The sequence below is a fragment of the Mesorhizobium sp. M3A.F.Ca.ET.175.01.1.1 genome, assembly GCF_004791945.1.
In the GTDB taxonomy this organism is placed as follows: Bacteria; Pseudomonadota; Alphaproteobacteria; order Rhizobiales; family Rhizobiaceae; genus Mesorhizobium.
In genome coordinates this window covers 150,657-173,000 of record NZ_SRTP01000010.1, presented here as the reverse complement: position 1 = coordinate 173,000, position 22,344 = coordinate 150,657, and the positions used below count along the sequence as shown (strand labels likewise).

The following is a 22,344-nucleotide window of genomic DNA, read 5'->3' as shown; positions in this document are numbered from 1 at the left end:
CTCCTTCGGTCTCAGGTCAAGAAAGCAACCAGCCTCACGAAATGCTCTGGGCATAAAGGGAATTGGCGTTGAGGTCGCCACGATTTGTGGACGGAGGCACAATATTGCCATTTCGATAATCCCCGGCGGATCGCCTCCTACGCGGGTATTGCCCCTACGCCGTGGCAAAGCGGTTCAATCGATCGGGAACAAGTCGAAGGCCGGCAATCCCCGCCTCCGGGTCACGCTTGTACAGACGGCTTGGCTCTGGTTGAGGCATCAGCCGAATTCAGCGCTCTCCAAGTGGTTTCGCGAGGTCGTCGGAAGAAATCAACGATCGTGGCGCTGGCGCGAAAATTGCTCGTGGCACTTTGGAAGTACGTGACATCAGGTGTGGTGATGGAAGGCGTCATCACAAACAAATCCTGATCAGTTCTGGCATCCAGGTCGACGAACCGGGGGTGCGCATGGCTAACCGCCGTTTTGCTAGAATGGTCTCGTCGTCCTGAGCCTGGCCGCCGTATGCGGGATATTGGTGCAGCCGAATTTTAAGGGCGACCGGATGTGAGGTTGATGGGCTCAGCTGTGAGCCGTGTCTTGGAATTGGCTCAGACCTGGATTCTAAAATTTCCGGAGGTTAGCATGCAGCATTGACAACAAAGGTCCCATGTGAGCGGACCCCCCCTGAGGGTTGATCGTGGAAGATCCGGAACAGGACCAGGAAAGCCATCGCAGAAGAGCGGGGTTGGGTTGCTCCTATGGACACCGCCAACGCGTGCCGATCTTGCGGACTGGATAAGCGCCGAGGTTTTGTGCCCCAGCAGGCTGATTGTTCAGGTGAACTTGCTGCCGTGAGCCCGCGAACCGCTGCGATCCTCAGAGGTCGCAACCACGATATGGCCCGAAGACGCCAAGCCGGCAGCGCCGTGCACAGCCGCGCACCCGAATGGCGACGCCTTGAAATCAGAACCGCGCTCGCTGCTGGCCCGACGGAGCTAGCGCGCAATCGCTCGGCTTACCCAGGCGCGATCATGGCGCTGGCAATCGCAATGGAGAGAGGGAGTGACGCAAATGGGCGCCGCAAGTTTAATCGCCGCGCAGGATCTTTGCTTCAAGCGCGGCCGCGACGAAAGCTCTGCGGGCGGCCGGTGGATGGCTCTCACCGCGCAATACGCGCAGACACGCGTCCATCGCTGCCTTGCGCTTTTCCGTTTCACGCGTGAGATCCCGCAGCAAGATCGTGGCCGCGTCATTGACATCGAACACGACGCGCTCCGCGGCGTGACGGCTCAGCTGGATAACGACCGGCCGCTCAAATCTGCTCAACTCACCGTTCCCCTCAAGTCGTGCGGCAAGGTCCGCTCGGCCCAGCTTTATGCCTCACCCGAGGTGACAGAGACAGGCGAATAACCCGAAAGCCCAACTCGATGCCTCGGCGGCTATCCGATCGCCATAAGCACTGTCATCCCGGCTTTCCGGAATTACCAGCGATGATGGAGATTCTTCCGCCCTTGTCCGCGCTCGGTGAAAATCTGAACGGAATACCCCCAAGCTTGGCTACAATCCACCCGTCCCTACGCGCGCCGCTTCTTGCAGGCGGCGATCCACTGCATGGCAGAGATTGGATCTTCGAGGATGGCGACCTGCCTGGCGAAATCGATAAAAGCATGGTGCGCGGCGGTCACGGGCTCCCATCCTCTGCGTCAAAGCAAGCCCGAAGAGCGGTCTGGTGGGTCAGATCTCTTTGATCCTCAGGCCAGTCGTTGAGGAAATCGATGGCGTCCGCGAGGCTCGCAATCTCTTGGACGATGTAGGTCGCACGCTTCACGAAAATAGGGCTCCCGAAGTCCTCTGCATCCATGCGCTCCTCCCACTTGGCGAACGCTTGCTTTGCACGAGCATTCCTCGGCAACCATCGCAATGTGCTGTCCGGACCGAGACGGTTCAAGGGGCTGGATCGAAGATTTCTCCTTGGCGCAGGTGCCTAGGGGAGGTTGTGGGAAGATGCGCAGCGCAGGTTGATTTTCGAGGCCGTCAAAGGCGGCGAAACGAAACCCATTCTGCTCGAAAGCAGTTTCATGAACCGCAAAACCCCCTCGGCGGGTCCGACCGATTTTTTGCCGGAAGCTGTCGGCATCAGGGTAGAACCATCGTGTGCCTCAGGCCCGCAATTTGGGACCCAAGTGCTACGGGAGCCCTGACTTTGATTGCATTCTATGGCTGCCTTCATTAATAAAACCGATCCGCCGCCGTTTATCAAAGCAGGAGCATTGCGTGACAGAAGAAGCCGAAAACAATACTGACGCCCTCATCGAGCTTACCGCCGAAGTCGTGTCGGCCTACGTGTCGAACAATCCGCTCCCCGTGGGCGAGCTTCCGGCTCTAATCGGCCAGGTGCATACGGCGTTGAAGGGCACGATGGGTGGCCCGGTCGCGAAGCCTGAGGATCTCAAGCCTGCCGTTCCCATCAGGAAGTCGGTCACGCCCGACTACATCATCAGCCTGGAGGATGGAAAGAAGTTCAAGTCGCTGAAGCGGCATCTGGCGACCCACTATGGTCTGACGCCCGAAGAATACCGGGCGAAATGGGGACTATCGGCAGACTATCCGATGGTTGCCCCGAACTATGCCGCCGCGCGCTCAGCTTTGGCGAAGACCATGGGCCTCGGCAGAAAACCCGATGAGGCCCAACAGGCCGCACCGGCAAAGAGGAGCCGCAAAAAGGCGGCCGCTTGATCGTCCCGGCTTGTTTGTTGGCCAGGTGCCGTTTGAAAGGCGGGACCTCCCGGCTTCGGCATCTCTGCGATCCAGGCGAACTCGCCTACGTCCCGCAGCGCTGACATGATCGTGGAGAAGGCCTCCTTGTGTCTGCCGGACCTCGGGACGGCTCGTCGAGTTGTCAGCCTTCAAAGGTTGAGAGCTCAGCATGGCTGCAGGGGGCTACCGGACCATAACGATGCTGCCCGACTGATCCGACAGGGGAAGCCGAAGGTCCTCAAGGCGCATTAGTGTAGATTTTCTGTGCCAGCGTGCTTTGGCAGCAAGGCCTGCGGTTCTTTTGGTTAACCGAATACAAGGCGGAGGGCTAACGGGCATAATTGCGAAAACCTGGATCAGGTTAGCTCGGCGATGACCTAAGGGAAGATCGCGTTTTCACTATCTTCGAATTTCCAAAACCCTTGGCTTCCCAACTGGGCTGTCCAAATTTGCGGTTGAAATTTACTTTTTCAGAATTGTTCGGTGTTAGGGGACCGACCAATACGCAGCTGACTACTCTAGCGCGGGGGAGTGTAAGAGTGATGCAGCGTCTGTCTGCCGCAAGGCTCGGCGACCTCCTGGCGGGAGACCTGCGTGCTTTTGGCGGGCCCTCAACGATCGAACCGCTTGCCGGCCGCATCAGGGCGGAGCAGGTCAGTATCGTGCTTCGCAGCACGCTTCTTGGCATGGCTGCGAACATACTCAATGCGGCCACTTTTGTTATCGCGGTCTGGGGCTCGCCCGACCAGACGAAAGCCATCCTCTGGGCGAGTGTGATCATCGCCGCCGCTGGGTTCGTAGGCCTAAGAGCGAGATCATCGTTTCAGTCAGTCAAACCAAGGTCAGTGTCTCGCCGGACAACGCAAAACCTGGTGCGAAACGCCTTCCTGTTCGGCACTTGGTGGGGTGCACTTCCCGTTCTGTTCTTCGGAGGAGCAACGAGTGCCGCCCAGGTTGTCATTACCTGCCTGAGCGCTGGCATGATCGCAGGCGGTGCCGCTTCTTTTTCCACGATTCCTATTGCGGCCGTCGCGTATACGCTGCCGATCTTCGTCGGTTCGGCGGTTGCGATTGTGTGGCTGGATGGAGCCGTCAATCTGCCCGTCGCAATCCTGATGGTGAGCTACGCCATCACGCTGTTTCGTGCCGTGCTTGCTCACGCGTCCGAATTTACCCGACGCTGCATTCTGCAAGCGGAAAGCGAAAATGCCATTCGCAGGGATGTTCTAACGAGTTTGCCAAACCGGTTCAGCTTCAACGAGCGGCTGGAAAACGCGTTGGTGGACGCAAAGCAGTTTGACCAGCACTTTGCGTTACTCTTGTTCGATCTTAACAATTTCGACGAGGTGAACGATCGCTTTGGCCGCGCAATAGGGGATGCCCTTTTGGTCGAAGTGGCTGCGAGACTTCGGAAATCGACGCGGGAGAGCGATGGCATCGCGAGATTGGAGGGCGACGAATTTGCTATAATCGTCACGTGCGATATTAGGCCAGATCAAATCAGGTCCTTAGCCAAACAGATCATCGATGGCATGCGTACCCCTTTCATGATTGAAGGACGCGAAATATATTGCAGGGCCTCTATCGGTATCGCCTTGGCGCCCACTGATGGTTTGGATGCCAATCAACTCCTGCGCTGCGTCGACACCGCGCTGCACAGGGCCAAGACGCTGGGGACGGGTTCCATCCAGTTTTTCAGCGCAAACGACGATGAAGCTGCCACAAGGCGCCATGCCCTTGAACGCGATCTGGCATCTGCGCTCGCCAGTGACCAGCTTTGGCTTGCATTTCAACCCTTTCTCGATCTCGGGAGCGATCGCATCCGAGGTTTTGAAGCGCTTCTGCGATGGCAGCATCCCACCCTTGGCGCGATCGCTCCCTCGGAGTTCATACCTATCGCCGAAGAAACGGGTTTGATTCACTCCATCGGACACTGGGCTGTCAAAACGGCTTGTTCGGCGGCTGCGCGCTGGCCGCGCGACTTGCGGGTCTCCGTCAACCTGTCGGCAGTGCAGCTTAAGAACAAGGCCTTGCTAGATGGAATTTTAGAGGCCTTGGCTGAAGCCGGTTTGGAGCCGCGGAGACTGGAGGTCGAGATTACAGAAAATGTTCTGATTTCGAATTTTGAAGAAACAATTTCGTTATTACAATCGTTAAGTTCGCTGTCCGTAACAGTTGCTCTTGACGATTTTGGCACTGGCTATTCATCACTCACTTATCTTCGGAAATTGCCTCTTTCGCGGCTCAAGATCGACCGATCTTTTGTCCAGGATCTGCTCACCGATGCGGACTGCGCCGCGATTGTGAGATCATTGGTTGAGTTGGCGCATGAGCTTCGAATTGAGGTGACGGCCGAAGGCGTCGAAACTCCCGAACAGCTCGACTGTCTGCGCCGCGTCGGATGTGATGAAGCTCAGGGCTATTTAATCGGGAAACCTGTCCGGATTGACGACATTCCTGGCATTGCTGCGAAGCCGTTTGGTCGGAAGCAGGTACTCGAATAGCGGGACCGGCACCTTGGCGGCGATGGTCTGGTTGTCTCGAATCTCGACGGGGACGGCCGCCTTGCTCAGGTAGGCTGAAGGCCGCAAATCCTTGTGCAAGCACTGGCAGTAGCCCTGTGACGAAGCATCACGTCGGTCGAGCGGCGCCGGCGCTGGTATCGGGAGGAGAAGGAGCGGGTGTTCGCGGCGACGTTTGAGGCAGTGGCCAGGCGCGGGGTACGTCGAGACGGCATTGCGTCGAGATTTAGCAGATTTGAGAAGCGGGTCGTGTTCGGGTTAGCCGCCATAGCTCAGAGCGCATCGTGTTCAATGTTAGTGATGCTGCCGCTATCCTGCTGCATGATCTTCATCGTCAGACCGAGAAAACGGAAAGGCAGCGATGGACGCCTATTGACGTGGTGAGGCCCATCCACCAGCTGCTCGAAAAGCTTTCGATGGAGCCGCGCTTGAAGCAAAGATTATGCGCAGCGATTGACCCTTGCGCTGGATCTCGATCTCGGCCGACGACATCGTCGACCGCAAGCGCCAGCTCGAAGCGGATTTTCCGCTTAAGCGCTTTATTCAAGTTTTGGCCGTAGATTCTGGGATGTGCCGCTCGTCGCCGCCTCAATCATTCTTGGTGGGCTGTTCGCCGCGACCGCATTGCCGGTTGCCACCTGTGGCCGCATTCGTCGGAGGCAAAAGAGTTTCTCTCAATTTTGCCAGCCGCCACGGTTCAGTCGAGATTACATGCGAGACGGCCGATAACGGAAAGCAAAGGCTCGCAAAAAATGAGTAGAGTGGCTGGATCAGTTGAAGATTTGGCTGCGCCGACGACGTTTGCGCCCCTCATGCAGCCGACCTTTCGTTCGATCTGGCTCGCTACCCAGGTCTCGAGCCTCGGCTGGTTGATGCAGACTGTCGCCATCAGCTGGCTGATGGCGACGATCTCGACTTCCGATCTGATGGTTGCGCTGGTCCAGGCTTCATCGAACCTGCCCGCTTTCATCTTGTCCGTCTTCGCCGGAGCCCTCGCCGATAATTTCAGCCGTCGCAGGGTCATGTTCGCCGGCCGCTGCCTGATGGTGATAGGATCTGCAATGCTGACGGCGGTTGTGGCGCTGGGCTTTGTCAGTCCGTGGATGATCCTCGGCTTCAGCTTCCTGATCGCATGCGGCGGTGCTCTTCACGATCCCGCCTGGCAGGCCTCGGTTGGCGATATCGTCGACCGCCGCGATGTCCCGGCTGCCGTGACCCTGCTCTCCGTCGGCTTCAACACGGTCCGGACCGTGGGCCCGGCGCTCGGCGGCATCGTGGTTGCTTCGTTTGGGCTTTTGGCAGCTTTTACCGTGACCACACTCACCTATCTGGTCCCTTTGGGCACGATATGGCGCTGCAAGTGGCAGGTTCGCTCTTCGCCTCTCCCGCGCGAGTCAATGAGGACGGCGATCTATGACGGGCTGCGCTTCACGGCGATGTCTTCGGAAATCAAGGCGGCGATCGCACGCGGAACCCTGTTTGGCCTGGCAAGCATCGCCATTCTCGCACTGCTGCCGCTGGTAGTCCGCGATCATCTGGGAGGCGGACCGCTCGCCTATGGCACGCTCATGGCGGGCTTCGGGACGGGCGCCGTCTTCGCCGGCATCTCCAACGGCACATTCAGACGGAGCTTGTCGCAAGAACGTCTGATGAAGCTCGCGTGCGTCGCCTGCGCGGCCTGCTCCCTCTCCCTTGCACTGACCTCTTCGATTCCGGTGGCCGCACTTGCGCTCGCCTTGGGCGGCGCCGGCTGGGTCACCGCCTGGTCTGGGGTTGGCGTGAGCGTGCAGTTGGCGAGCCCGCGCTGGGTCGTGGGGCGCACGATTTCGATCTACTATGCATTGATAGATGGCGGCATCGCGGCCGGCAGCTGGGTATGGGGCACGGTCTCCCAAAGCCATTCCCTGACGTGGGCGCTGGAGGGTTCCGCTGGAGCGCTGCTGCTCGTCGCCGCAGCTGGCATTCTGTTTCCTCTACGCGAGCGCCGCGAGTCCGAGCCCGATCCTTTGGAGGAATTCGACGCCCCAGCTGTCGCTCTCAATTTGAAGCCGAGAAGCGGTCCTATCGTGGTCAAGGTCGAATATCGGATAGCCGAGAAAAATGTCGAGGCCTTCCTCGAGCTCATGCGACAGCGCAGGCATATCCACAGCCCGCGTCGGTGCTCGGAACTGGACGCTTCAGCGCAACCTGCAGAAGCCCATGCAATGGACAGAGACATTCCGCACGCCGACCTGGACGGACTACCTTCGCCTCAACCATCGTCTCACGGAAGTAGACAAGGAATTGGACGAGCGTGTCTGCCAGTTGCAGGCGGGAGAGGCAGCGCCTCAAATGACGCTATCGATTGAGCGGCCGACCAGCCCGCCTCGTAAACGCGCAATCCTCCCACTTCCCCGTCATTGAAGCCTGACCGTCACGTCTAGGCACCAGCGATTGCTAATGTTGGTACTGCTAATGGTCGTGGCGAGCGCGGAACAACCACCGCGATTCGATGGCCAGCGGCGCAGATGTACAACAGGCTGTCTCGCGCGAGTGGGTACGCAATATCCTGTGTCCGCGACAGAAGCCAAAGACCAATTTCATCCGGTCAGGACGTGGCTCCTAACAGCCTCCCGGATGCGGACACCATGCGCGTGCTGGGTTGATGTGGAAAATGCGTGGACGACGGCACGCGATGGGCTTAGACGAACTTCGCAATCCCCCAAGCGCCGAGAGCACTATGAAGCAGCAGCGACCCTTTGTCGTCGAGATCAGACAGAAGCGTGGCCTCGTAAAGCGGCCAGAGTCGATCTGGGCTGGCATCGACCTGGCCGCCATCACGAACGATGTCGCGAAAGCAAACACGAAAGGTGCGGTCGCTGAGGCGACGCGGCAAGCCGATTGGTCCTGGCGAAAATCTTTCCCAGCCCGTGTTCACCACCTCTGAAGAAGTGTCCCAGGCCAAGGAGATGACCGTGCCCGATGCATCGCCTCCGGAGCCACCAACGATCGAGAAAGCGCCGGTTCCGGATGCATCGCACACACCGACTGGACGAACTCGCCGCAAGAAGCGGTGGCAGAAAGATGTTCCTCTGCCGCGAGGTGAACGATGGAAGCGGCGCCTGCCGTGGGCGCTGCGCCAGAGCCGGGCTGAGCGGTAGGTCGACTGTTCAACGGGCCAGAAGGAGAATAAAAGCGTGCCTGCGGCCCCCTCACTGGCGTACCGCTTGCTCAAGACGATCCGTAAGCGCCAATGATGATCGATCAGAGCCTGCCCCGGCACTCCGCTGACCACATGCCGGACGCTGCCGAGGTCGAGCGCGTGGCTGTGGCGCACAATCGTGTCCTCGACGTGCAATCGACCGCGGCGAGCGCGTCTTCAAGTGCCAGTGCGCCGGTCGCCAGAGCAGACCAACTGGCTCCTTCGTAACGAGCCGAACCCCTTCAGGCCACCGCGTCCGGCGAACCGCTCGGCGATCGCCATCTGGTCGGCTCGAAGCACGCTGACGCAGAAATGCCGATGCTGGTTGATGGCTCCCCACGTTGACGAGTTCAGGTTGATGCTGACCACCATCACCTCGGGTTCGACAGACAACGAATGGGCGGTGGTCGTGTCCGCTTCGTTGACTGTCTAGCCGCGCTGTTTCGTCTCCTCGCGTTAGCGGAAGTTAAATTTAGAGCGTTTCAGCTTGCCGCAAATTAGGGTCTCGATGGCATGTTTGCATGACTTTTGGGGCGGGCAGGAAGACTGATGCGCGGACGGGGATGGATCAAGGCCTTGCGTCAGGATGAGGCGCGGCAGATGCGTGTGCGCATCGCGGAACTGGAGCGCAACCTCATGGCGACCACGCCACAGGGGCGCCATCGACGTTTCGAAGCAGGGAATGAACTTCGCATTGCGAAATTCCGCCTCGAGCGGCTCGAGGAATGCATCGCCGGAATAGCGGAAAAATGTGGGGCTTAGCGGATCTCGCCGCTCTCGAAATTGCCGCGCTCCGGCCGAACTGTGCCCCCGATGCTATGATCACAAAGCTGGTGGTTTGACGCCGGTCGAGAGCATCTCTTCAAGCAGCGCTGGGCGGCAGACGCGCAGGCGGCAGGATGAGTCTGCCTGGAGACAAACGCAAGGGGTTGGTTGGTGCGGACGAGGGGCAAACGCCTTCCGGAAAAGGGCTTTCCCTCCCACGCGTATCTTCCACAGGTAGGCAGCTGCACCCGGTGCGCCATCCTGCAGGACACAGCTACCATAGCGAGGCAATCCCGGTTGAAGAGGCGTCGTTTGACTCGGGAGATGTTCCTCTGGGGCATCGACCTCTTCATCATGGCTATTACTCGGAAGCCCATGAGTCTTGGGAGATCTGTGGCGCTCAAGCCATCGGCTTTCGGAAAGACCGGCGACGCTTCGTCTCAACGACTATTCCAGCCGTATTTTTCGCGTTGAACACGGCCGTTTGCTTCGGCTTCGGTTGGGGCGGGGCATCAGGCACCCTTGGCTCCGGCGTCTTCTTGGTCTCTTCCTTGTTCTTGCGGGCGCACAGCAAAGCCTTGGCGCTCGCCGCCTCCGCATCCGATACCTCGCCGGCCGGCTCGCCATCAAGATCGACCCGCACAGCGCCAGCATTCAGTCTCGCCAAGTACCTGGGCATGCTGGTATAGGCGCGCAGGGCTCTCCTCAATTCATCATCTGACAGTTCGCCGTCCAGCACGCGAATGTCATGATGGATGCCGATCCTAAGCGGCATGGGCGCTTTCGGATTGAACGCCGCAGGCCACTTTGCCGATAGATGCCGGAAAAGCTGTGCGGGCGATTTCCCTCGGTTGGGGGTCGTCATGATCAAGCCTCGCCCGATTTGTTTTGTTCCCAGTTCGGACGCTCCGTAGCACCCATATATGCAATGATTGTGGACGCCTGAAAAAGTCGCCGGGCAGGGGCAACGCAGCGCATCCTAGCTTCCAGATGAATACCGTTGCCCTCCCAATCTCCTCGCGACTTCTGAGGAACGGAAACGATCAATCGGACGACCAACCTTCCGAACGCGCAAGAACTGTCGGCTATGCCGTTGGGCAAAGGACGGCTGCCCCGAGTTAATCGGCGGCAACTTGGCATGGGAAGAAAAAACAATTCCAATCAAGAAGCCAGCCGCGAAACGCTAGGCTAACGCCTAAGGTCCGGAGCTCGCCTTCTGCTCAACGCCATCACAAGGATGGCGTTGAGCAGCGTAACGAACCCTACATCCTGATGATGCCAAGCCGTCCTGGACGTGTCGATCTAGTACCCGATTTAGCGTAATAACGAAAAAAGCTTGCAGTTTTTTCGACACGCCGCCGCTCAAAAAGTCCCATGTTCGCCTTTGGCAACGGCTGGCTGGTCATGCGAGCTTCCTAACCGGGGCGGCTATTCCAAACCGATCGCTCTGAAGCTGCCCGCACCCGCTCGTCGCTAGCCACCGCGCCCGCGCCAGATGGGATGTCCAAGCCCGACGTGCCCGTTCCGGCTGGCGCTCTGGGTCAATGTTCAAGATGGCTCGTGCCACCTTGCGCCAGTCGAGGCCCATCTCCTCCGACATCAGCAGGACGGCGTAAGTCTGAAAGTGCGCCACGTCGTAAGGCGTGACCTCGGCCAACTCGGGTGTTTCATTATCGATCCAGGCCTCCTCCTCCTCCTTTGGGGGCGCGTCGATGTAGCGGCCAATCGAGGCCAGGTGCTCCGCAATCTGATAACGCAAGTGATCGCGGCTGCCGTAGCGCGCATCGATTTCGCCGAGCTTCTTGTACAATCCCCTACGCTTGCCGCGCGGAGCATCGGTATCGCCCAGGGAGTAACAACTCGGACCGACGGCGCAGATATCGCAGCCGGTTGCGACCACGTCCTGCACGAATGCGGGAATGTCCTTTTCTTGCATGCGCTTCATTTCAATAGGCCTCTTCTGATTTCACATTTCCTTATCACAGATCACCCAATTTGCAACCTTGCCGTGCAATCTTGGGCGTCACTGCGGCGGCCGCGCAGAAAGGGAGCAATACCCAAATCTTGAGTTCTTCGCGCGTCGGTTCTTCCTGCACAGGGAAGATTTAATTCTCTTCCGGGCTTCGGGTGAGGCGCGCGCGGCGGATTCACTGGGCTGAGCTGTGAGGGAAGGTGCTCGCGCGTTTAGCCCATCGAACACTATGCCGACCGAGGAAGATTGGGCGAAGCCAAAGCTCCGCCCGGTGGACACCCCAACCCACGCCGACCGTTAACTGGGGCTCGGGCGAATGCGTAGACGTGGGGACAAAGCTCTGGGACAGTTGGGAGGATGATGCGCTCGTCGCGAACCCGGAGGCGCCGGTCTGCCAGACAAGTGGTCGTAGGGAATCGGCCCACGCTCTCAGTTAAATCAGGAGACATGATCCGAAAACCGAAGCTTTGCGAGCTCAGTTCCTGTCCCGCTTAGTGGCTATTTGTGTTCTCTATTCTGCCATACGCCTAATGAGATTGTCCCACCTGATGACCGTCCCTAACTTGGCTGAGATCGAACGCTCGCCGCGTCTTCACGGTCGGCAGAAAGGCGCGCCCTTCCGTTGCGTTACCTACGCGGGTGTCGCGTTTGGACCAGTTTTATGCAAGTGCGAGCACCAAAACACCGTACAGGTACGCCGTTGACGAGCGGCCCGGCATAGTACACGTTTGATTAAATCGGTTTAGCCGCGTCACCTCACAGAGCACGGCCACGTTCTGCAACATGCACCACCAAGCAACACGAACCAAAAATAGCAACGCTCGGGAAAGCCGCGACATCAATTTGGACTTGATCGCGGTTGTCGCTGCCGTGACAGACCGCGAGCCTTGCGTCCTCACCATCGGAGAGCAGGATGCATTGCCCTCTGGGCCGTTCGAGCTCAGCCACCGATCGCTGCAGTCTGGCCTGAGGGACTGGGTCGAACAGCAGACAGGCCATCCGCTGGGCTATATCGAGCAGCTCTATACCTTCGCTGACCGAGACCGCATCGAGGCTGGGCGCCAACAGCGCAACATCTCGATCAGCTATCTTGCGCTGACCCGGCAAGAAGCTATTGCCGTGTCACGCAAGAGCGACTGGAAAAGCTGGTACGCGTATTTTCCATGGGAAGACCACCGGTCCGGCGCGCCGGAAGCGCTGAGCATCCTGCACCGGCCTCTGATGGCCTGGGCGAAGGGTGCCAGCAGTATGGCAGCCCGGCGCGAACGCGGTCAGCGCGCGGCGATCGCGTTTGCCCTCGACGATCGCCCCTGGAACGAGGACCTTACGCTGCAGCGCTATGAGTTGCTTTTCGAGGCGGGCCTAGTCGAAGAGGCTGGCGGCAACGCGAGCATGACGCTCCCGGCAACAGTGTCAGGCAAGGCGATGGTCTGCGATCATCGCCGGATCCTTGCGACTGGCATCGCGCGGCTGCGCTCCAAGATCAAATACCGGCCGGTGGTCTTCGAGCTCATGCGACCGACCTTCACGCTGCTGCAACTGCAGCGAACCGTGGAAGCGCTGGCCGGCCGGCTCATCAACAAGCCGAACTTCCGCAGGCTCGTCGAACAGCAGGAGTTGGTCGAAGAAACAGGCGAAACCGCCCTCGATACGGGCGGGCGGCCGGCAAAGCTCTTTCGCTTCCGACGCGAGGTCCTCGATGACCGGGCAGTTGCCGGAACAAAATTGCCGCTTTCGCGGGCTTGACACCTTTATAGTCGACGTAGATATATGCCGCTTGTTGTCAGCCTGAATATAAGCGGAGGCGCGGATGATTGGCGCGTTACCTACGGCCGCGTCACTTTATGAGCGCGTCCGACGCGTAATCCCGCCCGTGGAATGGCCGGCCTTTGCCGATGACATCGAGGCCATTCTGGCGTTGAAGCGTGAGCGCAATGCCGTCATCCTCGCGCACAATTATCAGACGCCAGAGATCTTCCATTGCGTGGCCGACATCGTTGGCGACAGCCTGGCGCTTGCCCGCAAGGCAATGGTGGTCGACGCGGACGTGATCGTGCTCGCAGGTGTGCATTTCATGGCTGAGACGGCGAAGCTTCTCAATCCCGGCAAGACCGTGCTCATTCCTGACCTTGCCGCCGGCTGTTCGCTGGCTGACTCGATCACGGCCGAGGACGTGCGCCAGATGCGCCAGCGCTATCCCGGCGTCCCGGTGATCACCTACGTCAACACATCCGCGGCCGTGAAAGCGGAATCCGACATCTGCTGCACGTCGGGCAATGCGCTGGCCGTCGTGAAGTCGCTCAATGCGCCTCGCGTCATCATGCTGCCCGACGAATATCTGGCGAAAAACATCGCGGCGCAGACCAAGGTCGAGATCATCGCCTAGAAGGGACGCTGCGAGGTGCATGAGCGCTTCAGTGCGAACGACATTCGCGATCTGCGCGAGGCCCACCCGGGTGTGACCGTACTTGCCCATCCAGAATGCCCACCGGAGGTGGTCGCTGAGGCCGACTTCGCCGGCTCGAGTGCGGCGATGTCCGACTATGTCGAACGACACAAACCGGCGCGCGTCGTGCTGATGACGGAATGCTCGATGAGCGACAACGTCGCGGTCGAGCATCCGGACGTGGATTTTGTGCGTCCGTGCAACCTTTGCCCGCACATGAAACGCGTCACGCTTCGTAACATCCGCAGCGCGATCGAGGAAAACCGTCACATCGTCACCATCGATCCGCGTGTAGCCGAGCGGGCCCGCTGGGCCGTCGAGCGCATGCTCTTCGTATGACCCCAGACATCCATGACATTGGCGGGGCGCCGGTCATTATCGGCGCTGGCATCGCCGGCCTGATGACCGCGCTTCACCTGGCGCCACAGCCGGTCGTTATTCTTTCTCGCGCTCCGCTCGGAACCGAAACCTCAAGCACGTTGGCCCAAGGCGGCCTTGCCGCGAGCCTGGGGGACGACGACAGCCCCGAACTCCATCTGACCGACACGCTTGCTGCCGGCGACGGCCTTTGCAATGAAGCGATGGCCAGGCGGGTCGTCGAGTCAGCCCCCGCAGCCATCGACCACCTCATTCGTCTGGGCGCGCCCTTCGACCGCGCGTTAGACGGAAAACTGCGGCTCGGCCTGGAGGCGGCTCATTCGCGGCGCCGCATTGTCCATGCCGCCGGTGATGGCACCGGCCGCGAGTTGTTCCGCGCGCTGCTCGCCGTGGCGCGGCGAACCCGTTCGATAACAATCATGGAAGGTGCGACAGCCCTTCGCCTGGTCGTTGCAGAGGGCGGCATTGTGGGCTTGTTGGCCGTCCTGCACAGTGGCGTGTTTGCTTTGCCCACCCGCCGTGTGGTGCTTGCGACTGGCGGCATCGGCGGCCTTTTTGGCGATACCACGAACCCGCTTTCCTCATACGGGCATGGCCTTGCGCTGGCCGCCTGCGCCGGCGCGGAGCTTGCCGATCTGGAATTCGTGCAGTTCCACCCGACCGCGCTCGACACGCCGCGCCGGCCAATGCCGCTTATAAGCGAAGCGGTACGGGGCGAAGGCTCGGTGCTGGTGGACGAATACGGTCACCGCTTCCTTGCCACTATACCTGGCGCTGAATTCGCATCGCGCGACGTGGTCGCCCGCGCGATCGCCAATCAGCTCGCCGCCGGGCATCGTGTCTATCTCGACGCCCGGCGATGCCTCGGGCAAAAATTCGCAAAACGCTTCCCGGCGATCGACGCCGCTTGCAAGCAGGCCGGCATTGATCCGGCCATGGAGCCCATTCCCGTGCGTCCGGCGGCTCACTATCACATGGGCGGCGTGGCGGTAGACGCTGAAGGGCGCAGTTCCGTTGGCGGCTTGTGGGCCTGCGGCGAGGTCGCATGCACAGGGCTGCATGGCGCCAACCGTCTCGCCAGCAACTCGCTGAGCGAAGCCGTTGCAACAGCCGCCTGGGTCGCGGCAAGTGTGGCCGGCACCTCAGCCGGCTGGCAATGGCCCAGGCTGCCGGCAGTCTTTCCATTGCGACCCGACCCCTCACCTGTACGCCAACTTGTCTCCAATACGCTTGGCATCTTTCGAAATGGCAAAGCGCTGCTCGAGGCGATCTCGACCCTTCTGCCGATCGCCGTTGGCGAGACGGCCGCGGCCGACCCGGCCCAGGTTGCGCTGTTGATCGCGATCGCGGCATTACGCCGCGAGGAGAGCCGCGGTTCGCACTACCGGTCCGATTTTCCTGGGCGCGATGCTGCCGCCCTCCCCTCGCGACTGACGCTCTGCACAGCCTTTGAGAGTGCCGTCGCGCTCAGCTGGCAGAGATCCGAACGGAGCCGTTGATATGACTTCCCTTGCACCGCTTCCCCAGATGATCATGGAACCCATCGTGCGCAGTGCCCTTCTGGAAGATTTTGGCAGAGCCGGCGACATCACCAGCGATGCGATCATCCCCGCCGATTGCAAGGCGACGTTTGCATTGACTGCGCGGCAGGCTGGTGTTGTGGCCGGGCTCGATCTGGTCATGTTTGCCTTCCTGCTGGTCGATCCTGGGATCAGCATGCAGTTGCGGTGCCCCGAGGGCGGCAAGGTGTCGGCGGGAGAAACCATTGCAATTGTAACAGGGCCGGCGCGCAGCCTGCTGACGGCCGAGCGGACCGCGCTCAATTTTCTCTGCAAGCTGAGCGGCATCGCAACGGCGACAGCCTCGCTGGTCAATGCGGTGCGGGGCTATAACGCAAAGATCGTTTGCACAAGAAAGACGACGCCTGGCCTGCGTGTCCTGGAAAAATATGCCGTGCGCGCCGGTGGCGGCGCCAACCACCGCTTCGCGCTCGACGATGCCGTGCTCATCAAGGACAATCACATCGCCATTGCCGGCGACATCCGCACCGCGATCGAGCGGGCGCGTGGCGCCATAGGTCACATGGTCAAGATCGAGGTCGAGGTCGACACGCTGGATCAGCTTGAGATGGCGCTGCAGGCGAGCGTCGACGCCGTACTCCTCGACAACATGTCGCTCGAAGACCTTGCCCAAGCTGTGGCGATGGTCGGTGGCCGCGCGATCACTGAGGCCTCGGGCCGGATCACGCGAGCGAGCGCCCCAGCAATTGCGGCAACCGGCGTCGATCTCATCTCGGTCGGCTGGCTTACCCATAGCGCTCCCATTCTCGACATTGGCCTGGATATGCCCGCGGACCGGAATTGCCGCAGGCATTTGAACTGAGGGACAGCGCATGAACCGGGACCGCAGGAACTCCTTTGGCCGCAGACTAACTCGCGCCACCACGTCTTTGGTTCCACCGACCGCTGACCCAAGCCTGCTCCTTGGCGGACCGAATAGTTCTAGCGGCGAGGAGAAAGCGACGGGCCAGGGGCAAACAAAGGACCGCGTGGAAGCACTTGGCTTTATTATCTGCCGGCTCGACGAACTGCGGGAGATGGCTGCCTCTCACGGACTGGAAGCACTCGGTTGCCTGTTGGATGTCGCCTTCACCGAATCCTGCGACGCGATCAGAAGGGAGCGTTCTTGCGCTCAAGCCGAAGAAGGCACGCGATAGGCGCAACGAACGCGAGGCACAGGGGCCAGGATCGAAAGTCGCTTTGGAGGAAGGGATGCGCAAAATCGTTGCCGGCAAGCTGCACGGCATCCATATCACCGAGGCCAATCTCGACTATCACGGCTCGATCACGCTCGATCCCGACCATTGCGAACAGGCAGGCATGCTGCCGATGGAATTCGTCGAGATCTGGAACAAGAATTCGGGCGCGCGGATTTCGACCTATGTCATCCTCGGCGAACGCGGGTCACGCTGCTGCATTCTCAACGGCGCCGCGGCCCGCACCTGCCAGCCAGGCGACCAGGTCATCATCTGCAATTCAGTCTATGTGGACCAGGCGGAGCTCACCGCGCTCAAACCGCGCGTACTGACCTTCGACAAGGATAATCGCGTCGTCGATCGTCTGACCTATTCGGTCGAGCGCGATGCGGACGGACGCTACAGCTTCTTCATCCTCGACGAAGCTCGCACTCCCCTGCCCGTGCCGGCGCTGGTGGGCAGATCGTGACGGGCTCCCAAGTCCGTTTTCTTGGCCGATACCCCAACGTTTTGCTGATGGAGGTGGAATGAACGTGGAACTTGCCTCGGACCTGACATCGGACCCTCTCGGTTGGGCCCATCCGCCCTGGACGCGGGCGGAAGCCCAGGCGGTCTACGATCTTCCCTTCAACGACCTGCTGTTCCGAGCCCAGACGATCCATCGTGAAAATTTCGATCCCAATCGGGTGCAGCTGTCGCGCCTGCTTTCGATCAAGACCGGCGGCTGCCCGGAGGATTGCGGCTACTGCAGCCAGTCGTCGCATCATCACTCCGGCCTCAAGGCCTCGAAGCTGATGGAGGTTCAGCGCGTCATCGCCGAGGCGAGGAAGGCGCGCGACGCGGGCGCCACACGCTATTGCATGGGAGCTGCATGGCGCAGCCCCAAGGAGCGCGACATGGAGGTGGTCGTCGCCATGGTCGAAGGCGTGAAGGCGCTCGGCATGGAGACCTGCATGACGCTCGGCATGCTCGACCTCGGCCAGGCACAGCGGCTGAAGCAGGCCGGCCTCGACTATTACAACCACAACATCGACACCTCCGAGCGCTACTATAGCGAGATCATCTCGACCCGGACCTTCACTGAGCGGCTGGATACGCTTGCCAATGTCCGCGACAGCGGCATCAAGGTCTGCTGCGGCGGCATCGTCGGCATGGGCGAGGAGAAGGCCGACCGCATCGACATGCTGGTGACTTTAGCCAACCTGCCGGAGCCACCCGACAGCGTGCCGATCAACATGCTGATCCCGATCGAGGGCACGCCGCTCGGCGAGGCCGACCCCATCGAGCCGATCGAATTCGTGCGCACGATCGCGCTTGCCCGCATCATGATGCCGAAATCGCATGTACGGCTCTCCGCCGGCCGCACGGCGATGAGCGACGAGATGCAGGCTCTGTGCTTCTTCGCCGGCGCCAACTCCATCTTCGTCGGCGACACTTTGCTGACCGCCGGGAACCCTGGAGAGGACAAGGACAGCGCGCTGTTTCGCCGGCTTGGCATCAAACCGATGGAGCGCGAAGCCCAGTGAAGGGCCGAGCGAACGGGCGCGCTTTGCTCGACCGCTACGAGGCCAGCCTGCGCGGGCTGGCCCGCAAGAGCCGGTTGCGGACCCTGAGCGCCCGCGCCGGCCTCGACTTCGCCTCCAACGACTATCTCGGCCTCGCTCGCTCGAAGCGCCTGGCCGAGGCGGTCGCGGCGGCGCTCGCTGCGGGTACGCCCGTCGGAGCGACCGGCTCACGGCTGCTGCGCGGCAACGACCCCGAGCATGAAGCGCTCGAAACCAAGGCGGCCGCGTTCTTCGGCGCCGAGCGCGCGCTGTTCTTCGGCGGCGGTTACATCGCCAATTTCGCGGTGCTCACGACCTTGCCGCAGAAGGGCGACCTGATCGTGCTGGACGAACTCGTCCATGCCAGCGCACATGAGGGGGCGCGAGCCGGCCGCGCCGAAGTAACGGAAGCCGCGCACAACGATGCCGGCGCCGTGAACAGTGCGATCCGAAACTGGCGCGCGAGCGGCGGCGCGGGCCGCGCCTGGATCGTGGTCGAGAGCCTCTACAGCATGGACGGCGACCGGACTCCGCTCAATGAACTGATCGCGGTCGCGGACCGGCATGATGCATTCCTGTTCGTGGACGAGGCCCATGCCACCGGCGTCTATGGCCCGGACGGGCGCGGGCTCGCGCACGATCTCGAAGGCCGCGACAATGTCGTGGTGCTGCACACCTGCGGCAAGGCGCTGGGCGCATCCGGCGCGCTGATCACCGCGCCCGCGGTGCTTTGCGACTATCTCGTCAACCGGTGCCGTCCCTTCATCTACGCCACCGCGCCTTCGACACTGATGGCCGTGGCGGCGGCAACGGCGCTCGACATCGTCGCCGACGAGCCGGAGCGCCGCGACCGGTTGGCGCGGCTGGTCACGCTTGCAGGCAAGAGGGCCGAGGGCCTTGGCTTGCCTGCAAGCGGTTCGCAGATCCTGCCGATCATCGTCGGCGACAATGCCCGCGCCATGGCGCTGGCAGCGGCGTTGCAGTCGCGCGGTTTCGACGTGCGGGGCATCCGCCCGCCAACCGTGCCCGACGGCACGGCAAGGCTGCGCATCTCCCTGACGCTGAATGTCGGCGAAGCCGACGTCTCGGCACTGTTTGATGCTTTGGCTGCAGAATGGGAGCGCGTCCGATGACGGTGCAGATTGTCATTACCGGCACCGACACCGGCATCGGCAAGACGGTGTTCGCATCGGGCCTTACGGCGCTTCTCGATGGCATCTACTGGAAACCGGTGCAGGCGGGCAACCGCGAAGAGACCGACAGCCAGGTTGTCTCTCTTCTGGCAGGACTGTCTACCGACCGGGTGTTGCCGGAAGCCTGGCGCCTTAGAGAGCCGCTGTCCCCACACCGCGCCGCCGAGTTGGACGGGGTGGAGATTGATGCAGGTCAACTCGCACTGCCCAAGACGGACCGTCCGCTCGTCGTGGAGGGCGCCGGCGGGCTGATGGTGCCGTTGAACAGGCGCACACTCTACATCGACGTCTTCGCACAGTGGAACGCGCCGGTGGTGCTTTGCGCCCGCACCGTGCTCGGCACCATCAATCACACGCTGCTCTCGATCGAGGCTCTTCGCGCCCGCTCAATCCCGCTGCTCGGCGTGGTGTTCATCGGCGAGAGAATGGTCGATACGCAAAAAACGATCGTCCAGATGGGCAAGGTGCGTGTGCTTGGTCGTCTTCCCTTTCTCCAGTCGCTGACACCTGGAACACTTTCCGCGGCCATGACGGCTTCGTTTAATGCCGCCGACTTCGCGGAGATCCCACATTGAGCCGCTCCGCTGTCTGGCATCCGTTTACCCAACATGCCACCGAGCCGGTGCCGCCGTTGATCGTGCGCACCGAAGGCGCCTATGTCGAGACACGCGACGGCAAGCGCATACTCGACGCGATTTCCTCCTGGTGGGTCATCACCCACGGCCACCGCCACCCGAAGATCGTGGAGGCGATCCGCGAGGCGACCGAGACACTCGACCAGGTGATCTTTGCCGGCCTCAGCCATGAGCCGGCCGAGCGATTGGCTTCGGCGCTGGTCGACATGGCGCCGGCGGGCCTCGACTGGGTCTTCTTTTCCGACAGCGGCTCGACCAGCGTCGAGGTGGCGCTGAAGATGGCGCTAGGCTTTCACCGCAACAACGGCGCGCCGCGTTCGCGCATCGTCGTCATGGAACACAGCTATCACGGCGACACCATCGGAACGATGAGTGTCGGCGCGCGTGGCGTCTTCAACGCCGCTTACGAGCCCCTGCTGTTCGAGGTCGACACCATCCCCTTCCCCGCCGCGGGCCAGGAGCAGAAGACGCTCGACGCCTTCGAACGGCTGGCGCGCGACCGCCAGGTTGCCGCACTGATCGTCGAGCCGCTGGTGCTCGGCGCCGGGGGGATGCTGATGTATCCGGCCTCAGTTCTCGCCGAACTCAAGCGTATTGCCGAGCGCTCGGGGACGCTTCTCATCGCCGATGAAGTGATGACCGGCTGGGGCCGCACCGGCACCATGTTCGCCTGCGAGCAGGCAGCGGTCGCGCCCGACATTCTGTGCACGTCCAAGGGGCTGACGGGCGGCTCGCTGCCGCTCGCGGCGACGCTTGCCACCGATGCGATCTTCCGCGCGCATTATTCCAGCGATCGGGCCAGGACGTTCTTCCATTCGAGCTCCTACACGGCGAACCCGATCGCCTGCGCGGCAGCGCTCGCGAATGTCGGCATCTGGCGTGACGAACCCGTGGCGGAACGCGTGGCCGCCCTATCGCGAATGCAAGCGGAAAAGGTTGCACGGTTCAGCCAAGATCCGCGTTTTGAGAATGTGCGCACGGCCGGCACCATCACCGCGCTCGACCTCCGTGTCGGCAATGCAGGCTATTTGGCCGAGGTCGGCCCCAAGCTGCGCACCTTCTTCCTCGAGCGCGGATTGCTGGTGCGACCGCTCGGCAACGTCATCTACGTGCTGCCGCCCTATTGCGTGACATCGGGCGAACTCGACCGCCTCTACGCGGCAATAGACGAGGCGGCCGCGCTTGCGGGCGGCGCCAGATGAACCGCACGGCGCGCATCATAGGCCTCGGCCATCACGTGCCGGCGCGCAGGGTCGGCAATGCCGAGATCGAGGCAAACCTTGGGCTGGAAACAGGTTGGATCGAGCAGCGCACCGGCATCCGGTCGCGTTTCTGGGCGGAGCCCGGCGACACGCTTTCCGGACTGGCGACAAAGGCGGGCGACATGGCGCTCAAGGCCGCCGGCATCGATCGCAAGGAGATCGGCCTGTTGCTTCTGGCCACGTCGACGCCGGACCATCTGCTGCCGCCGAGCGCGCCGCTGGTGGCGCACAGGCTTGGCCTTGAAAGGGTCGGCGGGGTCGACCTGGCCGGCGCCTGCGCGGGATTCATCTATGCGATGACCTTCGCCGACGGCTTCGTGCGGTTGCACAACAAGCCGGCCATCGTGATTGCCGCCAACATATTGAGCCGGCGGATCAATCCGGCCGAGCGCGCGAGCGCCGTGCTGTTCGCCGATGCCGCGGGCGCGGTGGTGCTCGCCCCGTCCGGCGATCCCGGCCACGGCATCCTCGGCTCATCTTTTGCCTCGGACGGGTCCGCCTATGGCCTGATCCACATCCCGGCCGGCGGCAGCAACCGTCCCTTCGCGGAGAAGATCGACATCGCCGAAACCCGCATGACCATCGCCAACGGCCGCGAAGTCTTCGCCAAGGCGGTGGAAATGATGAGCCGCTGTTCCATGGAAGCGCTGGAGGCGGCCGGCCTTTCGGCGCTGGACGTCGCCCGGTTCGTGCCGCACCAGGCGAATGCCCGCATCTTCAACGCGGCCGGCAAGTCGCTCGGCATCGAGGATGAGCGCATCGTCAAGACCATCGCCGACTATGGCAACTCGTCGGCTGCGACGATCCCACTGTCGCTGTCGGTTGCCCACGGCGCCAATCCCTTCCGGCCGAGCGAGAAGCTGCTGCTGGCCGCCGCGGGCGCGGGGCTAGCCGGCGGGGCGCTGGTGGTCGGTTTTTAACCCGGCTGATTCCACCCGATGCAAAGCAGCGCCTA

Annotated in this window: 18 protein-coding genes and 3 pseudogenes; 15 read left to right on the top strand and 6 right to left on the bottom strand. The window is 61.6% G+C overall.

All coding sequences use genetic code 11. The features are described 5' to 3' along the window. The first annotated feature begins 84 nt into the window (after positions 1 to 84). Complete coding sequence (locus tag EN818_RS34480) at positions 85 to 408, top strand: transposase (protein WP_348631416.1); 324 nt, start codon at positions 85 to 87, stop codon at positions 406 to 408. A 657-nt stretch (positions 409 to 1,065) separates the two neighbouring features. Here the strand turns inward: EN818_RS34480 and EN818_RS22025 are convergent. Both EN818_RS22025 and EN818_RS34475 read right to left on the bottom strand, forming a co-directional pair. Next, entirely contained in the window at positions 1,066 to 1,245 is a 180-nt protein-coding gene (locus tag EN818_RS22025) for a DUF982 domain-containing protein (protein WP_245484275.1), read from the bottom strand. Between the two features lie 415 nt (positions 1,246 to 1,660). After that, entirely contained in the window at positions 1,661 to 1,840 is a 180-nt protein-coding gene (locus EN818_RS34475) for a DUF982 domain-containing protein (RefSeq protein WP_348631415.1), read from the bottom strand. 413 nt (positions 1,841 to 2,253) lie between these two features. Here EN818_RS34475 and EN818_RS22015 point away from each other — a divergent pair, with 413 nt between their 5' ends. The 3 genes and pseudogenes from EN818_RS22015 (at position 2,254) to EN818_RS22000 (ending at position 7,661) form a co-directional block, all read left to right on the top strand. Then, entirely contained in the window at positions 2,254 to 2,715 is a 462-nt protein-coding gene (locus EN818_RS22015; protein WP_127421322.1) for a MucR family transcriptional regulator, read from the top strand. A 563-nt stretch (positions 2,716 to 3,278) separates the two neighbouring features. Further along, entirely contained in the window at positions 3,279 to 5,240 is a 1,962-nt protein-coding gene (locus EN818_RS22010) for an EAL domain-containing protein (protein WP_135905413.1), read from the top strand. Positions 5,241 to 6,070: 830 nt separating this feature from the next. Beyond that, positions 6,071 to 7,661: pseudogene (locus EN818_RS22000) on the top strand (MFS transporter). Positions 7,662 to 7,938: 277 nt separating this feature from the next. Here the strand turns inward: EN818_RS22000 and EN818_RS21995 are convergent. Both EN818_RS21995 and EN818_RS21990 read right to left on the bottom strand, forming a co-directional pair. Continuing rightward, positions 7,939 to 8,595: a hypothetical protein gene (locus tag EN818_RS21995; RefSeq protein WP_135905315.1), complete on the bottom strand. Its 657-nt coding sequence runs from the start codon at positions 8,593 to 8,595 to the stop codon at positions 7,939 to 7,941. 21 nt (positions 8,596 to 8,616) lie between these two features. Beyond that, positions 8,617 to 8,835, bottom strand: a pseudogene (locus EN818_RS21990) (flavin reductase family protein); the annotation flags it as partial. 153 nt (positions 8,836 to 8,988) lie between these two features. Between EN818_RS21990 and EN818_RS21985 the strand changes: the two are divergent. After that, positions 8,989 to 9,201: a hypothetical protein gene (locus EN818_RS21985; RefSeq protein WP_066991369.1), complete on the top strand. Its 213-nt coding sequence runs from the start codon at positions 8,989 to 8,991 to the stop codon at positions 9,199 to 9,201. 403 nt (positions 9,202 to 9,604) lie between these two features. Here the strand turns inward: EN818_RS21985 and EN818_RS21980 are convergent, their stop codons facing one another. Next, on the bottom strand, positions 9,605 to 10,069 hold the full coding sequence (locus EN818_RS21980) for a ProQ/FinO family protein (protein WP_066991372.1): 465 nt from the start codon (positions 10,067 to 10,069) through the stop codon (positions 9,605 to 9,607). 537 nt (positions 10,070 to 10,606) lie between these two features. Further along, positions 10,607 to 11,149, bottom strand: a complete 543-nt coding sequence (locus tag EN818_RS34470; protein ID WP_348630948.1) for a hypothetical protein — start codon at positions 11,147 to 11,149, stop codon at positions 10,607 to 10,609. 810 nt (positions 11,150 to 11,959) lie between these two features. Here EN818_RS34470 and EN818_RS21960 point away from each other — a divergent pair. The 10 genes and pseudogenes from EN818_RS21960 to EN818_RS21915 all read left to right on the top strand — a co-directional run bounded on the left by EN818_RS21960 (position 11,960) and on the right by EN818_RS21915 (position 22,309). Next, a complete protein-coding gene (locus EN818_RS21960) occupies positions 11,960 to 12,922 on the top strand; it encodes a hypothetical protein (RefSeq protein ID WP_135905309.1) in 963 nt (320 codons plus the stop codon). 64 nt (positions 12,923 to 12,986) lie between these two features. Beyond that, positions 12,987 to 13,961 (top strand): annotated as a pseudogene (nadA, locus tag EN818_RS21955) (quinolinate synthase NadA). Beyond that, complete coding sequence (locus EN818_RS21950) at positions 13,958 to 15,499, top strand: L-aspartate oxidase (protein WP_135905307.1); 1,542 nt, start codon at positions 13,958 to 13,960, stop codon at positions 15,497 to 15,499. The pseudogene nadA and the gene EN818_RS21950 overlap by 4 nt, the downstream one beginning before the upstream one ends. Before the next feature lies 1 nt (position 15,500). Continuing rightward, a complete protein-coding gene (nadC, locus tag EN818_RS21945) occupies positions 15,501 to 16,382 on the top strand; it encodes a carboxylating nicotinate-nucleotide diphosphorylase (protein WP_135905305.1) in 882 nt (293 codons plus the stop codon). Between the two features lie 389 nt (positions 16,383 to 16,771). Beyond that, a complete protein-coding gene (panD, locus tag EN818_RS21940) occupies positions 16,772 to 17,224 on the top strand; it encodes an aspartate 1-decarboxylase (protein ID WP_135905303.1) in 453 nt (150 codons plus the stop codon). 58 nt (positions 17,225 to 17,282) lie between these two features. Continuing rightward, a complete protein-coding gene (gene bioB / locus EN818_RS21935; RefSeq protein ID WP_135905300.1) occupies positions 17,283 to 18,281 on the top strand; it encodes a biotin synthase BioB in 999 nt (332 codons plus the stop codon). Next, on the top strand, positions 18,278 to 19,432 hold the full coding sequence (locus EN818_RS21930; protein ID WP_135905298.1) for an 8-amino-7-oxononanoate synthase: 1,155 nt from the start codon (positions 18,278 to 18,280) through the stop codon (positions 19,430 to 19,432). Before bioB ends, EN818_RS21930 begins: the two co-directional genes overlap by 4 nt. Further along, on the top strand, positions 19,429 to 20,067 hold the full coding sequence (bioD, locus tag EN818_RS21925; RefSeq protein ID WP_135905296.1) for a dethiobiotin synthase: 639 nt from the start codon (positions 19,429 to 19,431) through the stop codon (positions 20,065 to 20,067). Before EN818_RS21930 ends, bioD begins: the two co-directional genes overlap by 4 nt. Next, entirely contained in the window at positions 20,064 to 21,329 is a 1,266-nt protein-coding gene (locus EN818_RS21920; RefSeq protein WP_135905293.1) for an adenosylmethionine--8-amino-7-oxononanoate transaminase, read from the top strand. Before bioD ends, EN818_RS21920 begins: the two co-directional genes overlap by 4 nt. Then, on the top strand, positions 21,326 to 22,309 hold the full coding sequence (locus tag EN818_RS21915) for a beta-ketoacyl-ACP synthase III (RefSeq protein ID WP_135905291.1): 984 nt from the start codon (positions 21,326 to 21,328) through the stop codon (positions 22,307 to 22,309). The genes EN818_RS21920 and EN818_RS21915 overlap by 4 nt, the downstream gene beginning before the upstream one ends. Positions 22,310 to 22,344 lie beyond the last annotated feature (35 nt).

Bases quoted from the DNA above. Each gene is read 5' to 3' on its own strand.
- EN818_RS34475 (WP_348631415.1), bottom strand. From the start codon at position 1,840: ATGGATGCAGAGGACTTCGGGAGCCCTATTTTCGTGAAGCGTGCGACC.
- EN818_RS22010 (WP_135905413.1), top strand. From the start codon at position 3,279: ATGCAGCGTCTGTCTGCCGCAAGGCTCGGCGACCTCCTGGCGGGAGAC.
- EN818_RS21985 (WP_066991369.1), top strand. From the start codon at position 8,989: ATGCGCGGACGGGGATGGATCAAGGCCTTGCGTCAGGATGAGGCGCGG.
- EN818_RS21980 (WP_066991372.1), bottom strand. From the start codon at position 10,069: ATGACGACCCCCAACCGAGGGAAATCGCCCGCACAGCTTTTCCGGCAT.
- EN818_RS34470 (WP_348630948.1), bottom strand. From the start codon at position 11,149: ATGAAGCGCATGCAAGAAAAGGACATTCCCGCATTCGTGCAGGACGTG.
- EN818_RS21960 (WP_135905309.1), top strand. From the start codon at position 11,960: ATGCACCACCAAGCAACACGAACCAAAAATAGCAACGCTCGGGAAAGC.
- EN818_RS21950 (WP_135905307.1), top strand. From the start codon at position 13,958: ATGACCCCAGACATCCATGACATTGGCGGGGCGCCGGTCATTATCGGC.
- nadC (WP_135905305.1), top strand. From the start codon at position 15,501: ATGACTTCCCTTGCACCGCTTCCCCAGATGATCATGGAACCCATCGTG.
- panD (WP_135905303.1), top strand. From the start codon at position 16,772: ATGCGCAAAATCGTTGCCGGCAAGCTGCACGGCATCCATATCACCGAG.
- bioB (WP_135905300.1), top strand. From the start codon at position 17,283: ATGAACGTGGAACTTGCCTCGGACCTGACATCGGACCCTCTCGGTTGG.
- bioD (WP_135905296.1), top strand. From the start codon at position 19,429: ATGACGGTGCAGATTGTCATTACCGGCACCGACACCGGCATCGGCAAG.
- EN818_RS21915 (WP_135905291.1), top strand. From the start codon at position 21,326: ATGAACCGCACGGCGCGCATCATAGGCCTCGGCCATCACGTGCCGGCG.